A 12,780-nucleotide genomic window follows, 5' to 3' on the forward strand; every position below is an offset into this window, starting at 1 on the left:
TGGTGGGATGACCGGGCCGCGGGCTCCGCGCGGCAGACTGGCGCCACTGATTGCTCATTCGAGCGAGGAATTTCGTAAGGCAAGCAGGACCTCGTCAGTGTAGCCCGGCGGCCTGCCCTTAAAAGTCTTGCCGCCCGTTGCCTGATGCTCGACCAACTCGCGGACGGGAAGGCTGAAGGTTTGCACGGTGGAGAGGGAAGGCCCGTCGTGCCGGTAAATCACGCGTCTCGGCGGCTCGCGGAAGGGCGAGACGGCGAGGGAGCCGCCGAAATGCCCGCAATTGCAGACCACGACGTTCGTATAGACAGTGCGCGCAAGCGCCTCGGCCATGTGGTTGAACGAGTGCGAGTCCCGATTGAAGCTCAGCACGAATAGATGCTGGATTCGCTTGCGATACATCGCGGCGCGCTCGAGATCGAGGAAGTCGTAACATAGCGCGACGCCGAAGCTGCCGAAGCCGCCGCCGTCGAACACCCAAACGGACGGCTCCTGAATGAAATGTAGCCCTACCTCTTTGAGGCCCCGCTGCTCCGCCTCGGCGGCGTAGGTCTTGGCAATTCGGCGAGTGACTGTGCCCCGACCCACGCGACGGTCACGCCAAACCGACGGGACGATCACGACGGCCTCGTTGCGGACGCCCGCCGGTCCGACGGCGTAGTCGACCCCCGCCACGATCACCGCACCGAGCCGCTCCGCCAGCCGGCGGAGCTCCCGCTCCCAGCCCCGCGGCACCGCCAGTTCGGGAAGCAGGATGATATCGGGAGCCTCGGGCCCCTGAAAGGCGCCCATCAGGGTCCTGATCTCCGCAATCGCGGCCTCCTCCTCCTCGCGCGACATCTTCGCTCCGCTCTGCCACGCGCAGGGATGCACCCCCGTCTGCACGAGCCCCACCCGCAGCCACTCCACGCAAGCGCTGGGGTCAGGCAGCGACATCGGCATCATCCTCCACCGCGGCCTTGGCCGCCTCCGCGAGCCGCACCGGCACAAGCTGTCGAGGCTGGTGGTCCATGACGGTCACCTGCTGACCCTCAAGTACCGAAACGATGCGAGCCAGTTCGTCCCTCACGTCGGCGAGGGTCTCGAACCGGAGCTCGAATTCGGTGTCGTCGGCGACCTGTTCGATCATGGATAGCACCTCGGGATCGGCATTCTCCACCCCACGCGGCGTGAGGCAGGCACGCAGGAAGCGCGCGCTGTCCGACGATATCGGCAGGGACTCCAGGTCGGCGTAGAGGCGTCGCAGAACCGCGCGCTCCTGCCCACGTATGTTCCAGGGGGACGGAAGCGCAAAATCTCGTCTGAACAGCCCCCAGAGCAGCGATCCGATCGCGTGCAGGGGCTCCGTAAGCCGGGTGCCCGAGGCCCCCTCGACGGAGTAGCGGTAGTCGAGGACCGGCTCTGACCGCAGGGTCGGCCTCTCGCCATCCCTGGCAACGGCCTTCCAGCCCTCCCAGGTTCGTTTGATCAGGTCCGGCTCGGGGTCGGCCCAAGCATCCGGCACGCGCACGTTCGCCGGGTGCAGCCGCCTTGCGACCTCCAGCGGCTGGACCGGGTCGATCGTCTGCTCAAGCAGTCGGCGAACGAGGGTCAGAGCCGTCCATTCGGTAAGCCGCGGATCATGGACCGACGCGCCCCTGAGCGCGTCGATCCACCCATACAGGGACACTCCGCCATCGACCAGCGAACCCTCCGGCGAGCGCACCCGCTCCCGCACGGCGGTCAAGCCCGAGAGCCGCTCCACGTCCAGCAGCCAGCCACCGTCGTCGTCGCGCAAGTCCGGTCCGATCCGCTCAAGAATGGCAGTGGTGACACGTCCGGGGTGGCGACGGACCGCATTACGGTCGGCGGCCTGCGAAAGGTCGGCCAGCGCGAGCGCAGCATTCCACCAAACCGGGGGCCGGTCGTCGGACGCCGACACCATCTCCCCCCAGTGCAGCCACGAGAGCGGCGTCGCGCCGACGGCCGCCCGCCAGGCGGCGATCCCGTTGGCGCTGGCGCTGGAAGAGGCGAGCGCCAGTCCGCGCAGGCGTCTCGCGATGGCGACGAACGACCGGTCACGTGCGGCCCTGCCAGCGTGGACCAGCCTAGCCGCCGCGACGGCGTAGGACGCGATCAGCGCACGCCGCGACGACGCGGCGAACTCGGCCGCGTCGTCCACGCCGAATCCATCGCGCCCAAAGTCGGCGACGTTAGCTAAAAATAGTTGCGCAGCCTCCCGCTGGCGTCCCAGCATGTTTCGGTCGCCAACTGAGCCAGCCGCATCCACCACCAAGCGCGCGAGCAGCTGATTGCCGAGAGCGCGCATGTACCGCCGGCGCGCCTCGTGGCACGGCGTGGAGCCGCGCTCGGACAGCAGCTTGGCAAGGGCGCCTAGTCCGTCGTGCCCAGTGCGACGGCAATACTCCAGGGCGCGTTGAAAGAGCCTCGGCTTGTCCGGGTGCGCCCGCACCGCATCAACGAGCAACTCGAAGTGGCGGACGAGCATGGCCTGCCGCGCCTCCCGATCGGACTTTCTTAGCCCTTCAAGCTCCGCGTCCCTTCGCCTCGCGGCGTCATCCTCCGCACTGTCCCCCGTTAGCCCGGCGTCGTCACCCCTCGCGCAGACACGCAGCGCCTCGACTAGGTCGCGCGACACCTTGTGGTGCCCGGGAGTCATCATCGCGATCCTCCCCGCAGCGAACGAGGCACGAGTGTCGCCCCTGATCTCCGCCTCGGGGATGTTGGCGAGGAGGAGGTACTTGAGCTGGTCGAGGTGGGTCGTGCGGGGGCCATCAGCCAGCACGTCGGGTTCGACGCCGGCCAGCACTGAGACGAGTGCCAGCGTGCGGGTTGTCAGCGTGATCGACTTGGAGCCGTCGATCTCGCATGCCTTGCGCGCCTTCTCGAACTCTTCCGACCTAGCGGGGCCCTTCAGCGCGCCAGCCAGATTCTCGGGCTCATACTTTTCGGCGGCGATGCCGGCCGCGATGCCGTGGTGCTGCAGCCGGTCGCCATACCAGCCGATCCAGTCGACGAGCCTGGCGAAGTCCCTTGAGAGGAGGGCGTGATCGTCGACATAGCGGAAGTGGGCAACGTCGCGGTCTTCGATGAATTTCCTGTCGACGTCGTGATCGACCGGGAGCATCGCGACGTTTGCGAGGAAGCCCGCCACCATGAGGCCCGTTGGCACGCCGTCATAGGCGGACGGGACCACCTTTCGCCGCGCCTCATCGGCGAACACGAAGAGTTCGCCCGCGTAGTCGTGGCTCACGTCGAACCGCAACATGCCCTCAAGTAGCCGCAGCACCCCGTCGCCGAGCGCCGGCGAGGTCGACATACCCGCCATAACGTTCGCCGCCGTTAAACTAGGGTAGAAGTCTTCAAGGTCGAAGGTGGCATGGTAGAGGCGCGTTCCCTCCCCGTCGCCCCCGAGGCCGTCGAAGTAGGGCAAGCGCGTATGCCCGCTTTGGCCCATGAGCCAAGCTCCCTTCTCGGTATCCTCCTGCTCGTCCTCGCGCAGGGGGCGACGGAGCGCGACGGTGCGCGCGACGAGGGAGAGGTGCCTGCGGAAGAGCGGCCAGGAGTGCTTGAACCGCCGGTAGGTGTGCCCGGTCGTGTGCCGATACGGTCCGATGAGCAACTCGCGGGAAGAGCCCGGAGCCCTATCGCCGTCGAACCAGACGGTGCGGTAAAGCCTGTTGCCGTAACTCCACCCCGGCATGCGCGCGTCGAGGGCGGGTCCGATGGCATTCAGGACCGCCATCCACGCGACCTCGTCGCGGACCGTAGGCAGGAACGACTCCCGCATGCGCGGATTGCCGTCCGCATCGGGCTTCTTCGGCTGCGGCTGGAAGCGGAGTGGATCGCACCGGTACTCCCCGGCCGCTAGGCGGGAGCCGATGTCCCGCAGGTTAGACTCGAGTTCCAGGTCGAAGACGGCTACCTCGCCCTGATCGTAAAGGCCGTCCATGTGAACGTAGGCGCGCCTGACCTTCAGCCAAGCTCGCATCAGGTTCTCAGGCTGCGCGATGCGGGCCAAGTCAACCACGGGAGCACATGCTCCAGTCGTTCAGGTCCTTGAAGGGTGTCGGCACCCGAAACTCGTCGGCCGCGATCCCATGCGCGCTGAGCAGACGTAGCAGGCGTCTAGCGAAGCTCCTGCCTCGATCATCGTTGTCGCCAACAACGTAAACGTCGCGGCCGCGAAGTAGGGCCAGCGTCGCATCGTCGAGGCCCGCGTCCGCCCCAAGCATGCCAAGGGCGTCATGCCCGAGGCCAGCGGCGGTGAGCGCGTCCGTCACGCCCTCGCAGATCCACACGCCGCGCATGCGGTCCTCGCCGAGCAGGCGATAGGCGCGCTTACGTTGACCCCTGAGCCCCATCCACCTCGCGTCGGCGCCGCCGAGGCTCCGCGCCTGGAGCGCCACCGGCACACCATCCTCTTGGAAGGGGAACAGGAGGGCTGGACCGCGAAACAGGGGGCGGCGCGGTCCGCCGGGCTCCCCACCGAGCAGTCCGGCGGAATCGAGCCTGTCCTCACCGAACTCGCGCTGCAGGAGATCGAACGCCCCCCGGTCCGCAGCGATCTCGCCTACGTGCGACATCTCTATAACGCGGGCGGCGATCGCTCGCGAAGCGAGATAGTCGCGACCCCGTTCCGAAAGCGGGGAAAGCTCTAGCAGGCGGGCGTAGACATCCGGATCCGGCTCGCGCCACTCAAAAACGGCAGGTCCGGCCGACACCCGAGCCAGCGCGACCGCCGAACTGCCGCGCCAGTCTCTGAAGTGCTCCAGCGCCTCGGGCAGGTCGCACGACCGCGCCGCGCGAACTAAGTCGAGGGCGTCTCCGAAGCGCTGGCAGCCGAAGCACTTCCAGCGGCGCCCATCGGGGCTGATCCAGAACGACGGATCGCGGTCAACGTGGTCCGGGAGCGGGCAACGGCCGCTCCGCCGCCTCCCGAGCGGCATCGCCAGGCCGAGCGCCAAGCCCACCCCGCGCACATCGGCCTCGCGCGCGTCCCGGAGATTCGGGGACTGCACGACACTGCGAACGCGACGCCAACCGCTACGCATGGCGCTCGCGCCAGGTGACGCGGGAGAAAGCGGGCGCGCCGCCCGAACTGTACACCTTGCGGTCAAGCCACTCGCACTCCGCGCCAAGCGCCTCCTCTCCGATCTCGCGACGCCAGCGCCTGTCCCGCTGGTTCCACCGATAGCCGCGGGCGCGAAGCACCCTCGCGGCTTCGAAGGGGGCGTCGACGGCATCAACAAGCACGGTGTCGCGACGAGCCGCCTCCAGCAAGACTTCGAACAATGCGCGCCCGTCGCGGAGGCGGTGGACCAGCATCGCAATGAGCGCCCCAACGTCCGAGGCAGCCCTGTGTCCGTCGAAGAACATCCCCAGCTGGAACATTAGGTGGGAGAGAGAGCGACCCTCGAAGCCGAGCGCAGCCCAATCCACGTCGTTGCAGGTGCATGCCCACGCGCCGCCCGCCACCTGGGGCAGCCGGCGCTCCACGAACGGCCGGTCGAAACCGGCGTTGTGCGCGACGATGAGGTCGGAGGCCCTTAGGACGCTCACAGCCGTCCGGTCGTCGATGCGCCGGCCCTCGAGATCGGCATCGGTCAGGCCGGTCAGACGCACCACCTCCGCGTCGAGCGGGCGGCCAGGATCCTCAAGCCACGACCGCCGCTCGCCGAGCCCGACGAGCCGCCCGTCCAAGGTCATGCGGATCCGGCGGATCGCGAGCTCGACGATGCGGTCGCTGTCCGGGTCCAGACCAGTAGTCTCCACGTCGACCACCGCCACGCTCATAGAAGGTGACCCGTCGTCCGGCTCAATCGGCGGTTCCTCCGGCACACGCCTCAGCAGCCGATAGTCGTCTGAGGCGTCCATGGCCTTCAGGAGGCTCACAAGGCGGGTCGCCGGCGCGTCGGTCACGTCACGCCTCGACGAACCCGGCGGGCGCGCCGGGCAGCTCGGCAAGGTCCAGCTCAACGCGGCTACCGCCTGCCGTCGCTGCGCCAACGGTGAATGCGCCATAGGCGACGAGCTCTAGCCGCGCCCGGCCCTTCCGGAAAACCACTGAACGGCGGTAACGCTTAAAGGTGGGGTGGAGGAAGAACGTGACCACGGTTCCGTCTAGGCGGTCTCTCGCCTCCCGTGTCCGGCCCTCAAGTTCGATGCCCAGCGCGTAAAGACCCGGCCTCGTCTGCAACGGCTCGACTTCGCCGCGCAGCCGCACCTCCGCGTCCTCTGACTCGCCTCCGAACTGGCCCTTCCATGGGTCGTCCGGATGGTCGCCGGGAACGATGGCCGCTAGGGCGGCCGCGTCGGGTCCGTCGAGAGAGGCCCTGGACGTCGAGACAGGTGTGGTCTGGAAGTCGCCGCTACGGACGGCCTCGTCGATGATCTCCCGTTCGGCCTCCTCCCGTCCGCGCCTGAGTTCGCCAAGGAAGTAGCGCCGCATCCAAAGATAAGCGATGAGGAAGCCGAGTACGGCGAAGCACGCCATGATCGTCCCCGCGACGGGGGCGCCGCAGGGCTCCCCGGCGGGTCGGCAGGCCATTGCGGCGGCGATCTGGGCGGCGGCGTTCTCCAGCCGTCCACTGATGACGTCGAAGCGGGTCAGGGTGATCCCGACAACTATCTTCACCAGCCAATCGGCGATCTGCTCTAGCGACGTGCTCTCGGCGACCGGGGCGGAGGGCGTCCCCGCAACGCGCGGTACCAGCGAAGGCAGGCCGAAGAAGAGTCCGAGGGCGAGGCCGACTGAGAAGGACGCCAGCGCGGTGGCCACTGCGATCCCGAGGTAGGACCACGACGCCGCCACCGCAGGAGCCGTGGCGACGAGGAGCGCGAACGCGCCTGCGCTGAGGCACACCAGGAACCCGAGCGCTCGCTCGGTGTGCCGCAGTCGGCCCCCTCTCCAGAACAAATTTGTGTTCCGCCCCACCATCAAGTCCCCTGCACGACCCCAAGAAGCAACTCGTGCCATACCCCCAGCCGGGGTCAAGAAGGGACGTGAGAACAAGGGGCTCCGTCCCGCTTCGCCGCTGCGCCGGGAATCTAGCCGCTCGACAACGAGCTGTTTGCATACCACTGACCTGCGCCCGTTCTAAGGCGAGCGTTTGACGCTCCTCCGCGCCACCTGAATGAACGGCTACATGGTTCGTGTAGTACTCGACAGCGGACGTGCTGCTTTCCACCACGACCAGACGCAAATGAGCTTATCGAATTCCGGCCACGGCTGCCTTCCGGATTGTACATTGAACTGTGCACCAACCTGTAGCACAAGGCTGATCGGACGAACCAAGAACCGCGGATTTCCGTGGCTTTCGGCGCCGTAAGATATTGGAACGGAATCCCTTCACCCGCTCCAGCTTTCGCAGCTTGGTTGCTGCGCAACCCAGCGATCAGCGAAAGCCCGGCCAGCGCCGCGTAGTGGCGACTGACGACGCGGCTTTGCCGCGGCGGGCCTCCAACGACCCTCATGCTACTGACTGCGGTGTGTTTGCGGTGAGAGGTAACGTTTCCTCGCTCTCCCCCTTGGCATGGAGTGGTTACAGGCCGCCTCTTCGCACCAGTTTTGACCGGCACTCACCCACGCGCACGCGCCACCATGGTTAGCGCCTCGCTAACCTCATATTGCGCATTCTGGTCACGCCTCGTTTACCCACAATGACTACCAAGAACCCATGACCGCTGCCGCTCAACGCTCCGCCCCCGTGTCCTCCGCCGATCAGCGCCGTGCGCCGCGCCATCCGGTCGATTGTCGCGCCACTGCGAAGCTGGCGCTGTCGATCTCGATCCTGGATGCCTCGGTGCTGGGGTTGCGTGGGCGCGCCTCGCTGCCGCTGCCGCCGGGGACGCTGCTGAACCTGACGCTGCCCGGCCATGCCGCGCGGCATGCGCGCGTCACCTGGGCCGATGGCGACACGTTCGGCTGCGAATTCCTGAAGCCGCTGACGGCGGACGAACTGCGCCGGCTGACCGACGCGACCACCCACGCGCCGCAATTGATGGTCGGCTAACGCGGCACGATCGCGACCGCGCCGGCGGCGCGGTCGATCGTGACGCTCACCTCCGGCAGCCGCATCTCGACCGCGTCGGCGGTGTCCCAATCCGCGTCGCGCATCGGCGCGCCGTCGCGGCAAAACCAGCGCGCGTCGTGGCGGAGCGCGGGATCGCGCAGCGCCGGACAGGCGGCCCGCAGCGCGGCGAGGTCCGCCACGAACGCCTCCAGCGCGCGGTCGCGGCCGTCCCAGTCGAGCCAGACGGTCGCATTGTCCTGCGCATAGGCATTGTTGTTGCCGTACTGGGTACGCCCGAACTCGTCGCCTGCGCACAGCATGATCGTGCCGCGCGTCGCATAGAGCGTCGCCAGCATCGCGCGCACGCCCTCGCCGTTACGCGCCCAGGCGATCTCGCCGTGATGGCCGTCGCGATTGTCCTCGCCGTTCGCGTGATTGCGGCGCTCGGAATAGGTCGCGGTGTCGCGCAATGTAAAACCGTCGTGCGCGGCGATGAAGCTCACCCCGCGCGTGCGTTCGTCGCCGAAGACGTCGCTCGATCCCGCGATCCGCGTCGCCAGCGCGCCCAGAGCACCGTCGCCGCGCCAGAAACGACGCACGTCGTCGCGATAGCGGTCGTTCCACTCCCACCAGTCGCGCGGGAACTGCCCCAGACGATAGCCGCCGGGGCCGGGATCCCATGGTTCGGCGATCATGATCCGGCGCGACAGCAGCGGATCGGCGGCGATCTCGGCGAAGATCGGGGCGTCGGCAGCGAACCCCGGCGCGCGCGCCATGATCGTGGCGAGATCGAAGCGGAAGCCGTCCACCCCCGCCTGCGTCACGAAATGGCGCAATGTGTCGCACACCAGCGCGCGCACGCTGGCCTGCGCGAAATCGAGCGTGTTGCCGGTGCCGGTATCGTTGATGAGCGCACCGTCGGGCGCGCGGGCATAGGCCGCGTCGTCCAGCCCGCGCAGCGCCAGCGTCGGCCCCATCACATCGCTTTCGCCGGTGTGATTGAAGACGAGGTCGAGGATCGTGCCGATCCCCTCACGCCGCAGCGCCGCCACCGTGTCGCGCACCTCCGCGATGCCGCCGGGCGCCACGCGCGGATCGAGCGCCATCGGCACGACCGGATTATAGCCCCAGGCATTGCGCAGTCCCAGCGGCGGCAGGTGACGCTCGTCGATCCAGGCGACGATCGGCATCAGCTCGACCGCCGACACCCCGATCCGCTTCAGGTGCGCGATGATCGCGGGATGTGCGAGCGCCGCGACCGTCCCGCGCAGCGCCTCCGGCACGTCGGGGTGCAGCATGGCGAAGCCGCGGACGTTGATTTCGTAGATCAGCCCGCCGGGTTGCAGCATCGGGGGCAGGTCGAGCGCGGGTAGCGGCGCGGTGACGATCGCGCGCGGCACCAGATCGGCGGTGTCGGCGCCATATTCCGCCAGTCGCGGATCCTGCACGAAGGCGCGGTCGAGCGTCACCGCATGCGGATCGACCAGCAGCTTCGCCGCGTCGAACGGCGGCGCGCCCGCCGCACGGAAGCCGTAGCGTGCGCCCTCCCCCACGCCCGCGACGTCGACCGTCCAGTCGTCGCCATCCCGCGTCATCGCGATGCTGCGTTCCGTGTCGTCGAACAGGCACAGCCACACCGCCTCCGCACGCGGGGCGCGGACGGCGAAGCGGGTGCCGTCCGGCCGGAGCGTCGCGGTCATGTGATGACGTCGGGTTCGTTGCGCGCGGTGTGGCGCGCGATGCCCGCGATCGCCTCCGCCGCGGCGACGATCTCCGCCAGCATGTCCGCCGTTTCGGCGTCGAGGTCGCCGTCGGCGGGTTCGTAGCGCTCCAGATAGACACGCAGCGTGGCGCCGCTGGTGCCGGTGCCCGACAGGCGGAAAACGACGCGGCTGCCGCCCTCGAACAGCACGCGCACGCCCTGGTGACGGCTGACCGAGCCGTCGGTGGGATCCTCATAGGCGAAGTCGTCCGCCGCGGCGACGGTCAGCGTGCCATAGGATTTCCCGGTCAGGTCAGCGAGTTGCGCACGCAACCCGGCCATCAGCGTGTCCGCGGCGGCGCTGTCGACGCCCTCATAATCGTGGCGGGCGTAGTAATTGCGCCCGAACCGCGCCCAATGCTCGCGCGCGATCGTGTCGACGCTCTTGCCGGTGACGGCGAGGATGTTGAGCCACAGCAGGACCGCCCATAGCCCGTCCTTCTCGCGGACATGGTCGCTGCCGGTGCCGGCACTTTCCTCGCCGCAGATCGTGGCCATCCCGGCGTCGAGCAGATTACCGAAGAATTTCCAGCCCGTCGGCGTCTCGAAGGCGGGGATGCCCAGCGCCGCGGCGACGCGGTCGGCCGCCGCGCTGGTGGGCATCGAGCGCGCGATGCCCTTCAGCCCCCCAGCATAGCCGGGCGCGAGGTGCGCGTTCGCCGCCAGCATCGCCAGGCTGTCGGACGGGGTGATGAAGCGGCCGCGGCCGATGATGAGGTTGCGGTCGCCGTCGCCGTCCGACGCCGCGCCGAAGTCGGGCGCGGCGTCCGACATCATAAGTTGGTGAAGGTCGTGCGCATGCACCAGATTGGGGTCGGGGTGGTGACCGCCAAAGTCCTCCAAAGGCTCACCATTCCGCACGCTGTCGGCGGCGAAACCCAGCCGGTTGTTGAGGATAACCCTCGCATAAGGTCCGGTAACTGCACTCATCGCGTCGAACGCGATGGTGAGACCGGCACGGCGGATCGCGTCGAAATCGAACAGCGTCTCCATCAGCGCGGCATAATCGGCGACGGGGTCGATCACCTCGACCGTCATCGCCTCCACCGTCACCTCGCCCAAGGTGTCGAGGTCGATGTCGGCAGTATCGGCGGCATGCCACTCGGCGATCGACAGCGTGCGCGCGTGGATCGCCTCGGTCACCTTCTCGGGCGCGGGGCCGCCGTTGGCGACATTGTACTTGATCCCGAAATCCTCGTCCGGTCCGCCCGGATTGTGGCTGGCCGACAGCACCAGACCGCCCAGCGCGCCGCGCTGCCGGATCACGTTGGAGGCCGCCGGGGTCGACAGGATGCCGCCCTGCCCCACCACCACGCGCGCGAAGCCGGCGGCGGCGGCCATGCGGATCGCGGTCTGGATCACCTCGCGGTTGAGGTAGCGCCCGTCGCCGCCGATCACCAGCGTCGCGCCCTGCTTTCCCTCCACCACGTCGAACACCGACTGGATGAAATTCTCCGCATAGTTGGGCTGCTGGAACACCTTCACCTTCTTGCGCAGCCCGGAGGTGCCCGGCTTCTGATCGGTGAACGGGGTGGTCGCGTGGGTACGGATCATGCCGAGAGAAGCTCCCTGTAGAGCCGGGCGTAGCGTTGGCCGCTCTTTGCCCAGGAGAAGTCGGATCGCATGCCGCGCCGCTGGATCGCGGTCCAGCGATCGGGCGTGCGGTACAAGGCGACGGTACGCGCGATAGCGGTGGTCAGCGTCTCGCGTGTTACATGGTTGAACTGCACGCCGGTGGCGACGCCCGCGTCCAGCGCGGCCTCGTTGGCGTCGATCACCGTGTCGGCCAGCCCGCCGGTGCGCGCCACCACGGGAACGCAGCCGTAAGCTAGGCCGTAGAGCTGGGTCAGCCCGCACGGCTCGAACCGCGACGGAATCAGGATCGCGTCCGACCCGCCCTGCAACAGATGCGACAGCGGTTCGTCATAGCCGATGCGGACGCCGACCCGCCCGGGATGGCGATCGGCGGCGAGGCGGAAGGCATGTTCCAGCGCGGCATCGCCCGATCCCAGCATCGCCAGCCGCGCGCCCATCGCCACCAGCGCGTCGACGCAGTCGGCGAGGACATCCATCCCCTTCTGCCACGTCAGGCGGCTGACGACGCACAGGATCGGGCCGTCGCCTTCGTCCAGCGCGAAGGCGGTTTCCACCGCGCGCTTGTTGGCGACGCGCTTCGCCAGCGTGCGCTCGGTATAGCGCGCGGGCAGCGCGCGGTCGGTGGCGGGGTTCCACACCGCGGGATCGATGCCGTTGACGATGCCATGGACGCGGGTGCGCTTCGCCGCGACCAGCCCCTCCAGCCCCATGCCGAACGCAGGCTCCAGGATCTCCTGCGCATAGGTGGGGCTGACGGTGGTGATCGCGTCGGCGGATTCCAGCCCGCCCTTCAACATGCCGACGCCGCCATAATATTCGACGCCGTCGATCGCCCATGCCTCCGGCGGCAGCCCCAGCGCGGCGAAGACCGCGGCATCGTAGCGGCCCTGAAAGGCGATATTGTGCACCGTCATGACGCTGCGCACCGGGGCGCCGCCATAGCGCAGATAGGCGGTCGCGAGCGCGGCCTGCCAGTCGTGCGCGTGGAGGATATCGAAGCGCCGTCCCTTCACCGCGCCCGCCGCGACGTCCGCCGCGGCGCGCGACAGTGCGGCGAAGCGGCGCCAATTATCCTCCCAGTCGCGGCCCAGCGCATCGGCATAGATCCCGCCCTCGCGCGCGAACAGCGAGGGCGCCTCCAGCACCAGCAGCGGGTGGGTGCCGTCGAGCGTTCCCGCCAGCAGCCGCGCCGGCGCGCCGAGCAGGTCGGTCCAGCGATGCACCGCGCGCGGGCGGTTCAGCGTGGCCAGGACCGCGGGATAGCCGGGCAGCAGCGTGGTGGTGGCGACATCGTGCGGCGCCAGCGCCGCGGGGAGCGCGCCGACGACATCGGCGAGGCCGCCGGTCTTGACCAGCGGATACGCCTCGGAGGCGACGGAGAGGACGGAGATGGTCATGCAACAACCTTCA

Annotated in this window: 9 protein-coding genes; 1 reads left to right on the plus strand and 8 read right to left on the minus strand. The window is 68.5% G+C overall.

Annotated features, from left to right (window positions below; translation table 11 throughout):
- Nucleotides 1-54: 54 nt before the first annotated feature.
- From PGN14_RS09035 to PGN14_RS09055, 5 genes are all read right to left on the minus strand, one after another.
- Nucleotides 55-933 carry a hypothetical protein gene (locus PGN14_RS09035; protein WP_335299153.1) on the minus strand — a complete coding sequence of 293 codons (879 nt, stop codon included), beginning with the start codon at nt 931-933 and terminating at the stop codon, nt 55-57.
- Nucleotides 920-4,018, minus strand: coding sequence for a hypothetical protein (locus PGN14_RS09040; protein ID WP_335299154.1), 3,099 nt, complete (start codon nt 4,016-4,018; stop codon nt 920-922). The genes PGN14_RS09035 and PGN14_RS09040 overlap by 14 nt, the downstream gene beginning before the upstream one ends.
- A gap of 1 nt (nt 4,019) precedes the next feature.
- Complete coding sequence (locus tag PGN14_RS09045; RefSeq protein WP_335299155.1) at nt 4,020-4,964, minus strand: toprim domain-containing protein; 945 nt, start codon at nt 4,962-4,964, stop codon at nt 4,020-4,022.
- Nucleotides 4,965-5,043: 79 nt separating this feature from the next.
- Nucleotides 5,044-5,919 (minus strand): 3'-5' exonuclease, encoded by an 876-nt coding sequence (locus PGN14_RS09050; protein WP_335299156.1) that lies wholly within the window; start codon nt 5,917-5,919, stop codon nt 5,044-5,046.
- Between the two features lies 1 nt (nt 5,920).
- Nucleotides 5,921-6,778, minus strand: coding sequence for a pYEATS domain-containing protein (locus tag PGN14_RS09055; protein ID WP_335299157.1), 858 nt, complete (start codon nt 6,776-6,778; stop codon nt 5,921-5,923).
- 898 nt (nt 6,779-7,676) lie between these two features.
- Between PGN14_RS09055 and PGN14_RS09060 the strand changes: the two genes are divergently transcribed.
- A complete protein-coding gene (locus tag PGN14_RS09060) occupies nt 7,677-8,012 on the plus strand; it encodes a PilZ domain-containing protein (protein WP_335299158.1) in 336 nt (111 codons plus the stop codon).
- On the opposite strand, the gene PGN14_RS09065 is transcribed toward PGN14_RS09060, so the two are convergent.
- Genes PGN14_RS09065 through glgA form a run of 3 tightly spaced genes read right to left on the minus strand, consistent with a single transcriptional unit; the run spans nt 8,009 to nt 12,767 of the window.
- Entirely contained in the window at nt 8,009-9,712 is a 1,704-nt protein-coding gene (locus PGN14_RS09065) for a glycogen debranching protein (RefSeq protein ID WP_335299159.1), read from the minus strand. The genes PGN14_RS09060 and PGN14_RS09065 overlap by 4 nt on opposite strands.
- Nucleotides 9,709-11,328 carry an alpha-D-glucose phosphate-specific phosphoglucomutase gene (locus PGN14_RS09070; RefSeq protein ID WP_335299160.1) on the minus strand — a complete coding sequence of 540 codons (1,620 nt, stop codon included), beginning with the start codon at nt 11,326-11,328 and terminating at the stop codon, nt 9,709-9,711. Before PGN14_RS09070 ends, PGN14_RS09065 begins: the two co-directional genes overlap by 4 nt.
- The gene (gene glgA / locus PGN14_RS09075) at nt 11,325-12,767 is read right to left on the minus strand and encodes a glycogen synthase GlgA (protein ID WP_335299161.1); all 1,443 of its coding nucleotides are present in this window, start codon (nt 12,765-12,767) and stop codon (nt 11,325-11,327) included. Before glgA ends, PGN14_RS09070 begins: the two co-directional genes overlap by 4 nt.
- Between the last annotated feature and the right edge of the window lie 13 nt (nt 12,768-12,780).

It is taken from the genome of Sphingomonas adhaesiva, from assembly GCF_036946305.1.
GTDB lineage: Bacteria > Pseudomonadota > Alphaproteobacteria > Sphingomonadales > Sphingomonadaceae > Sphingomonas > Sphingomonas adhaesiva_B.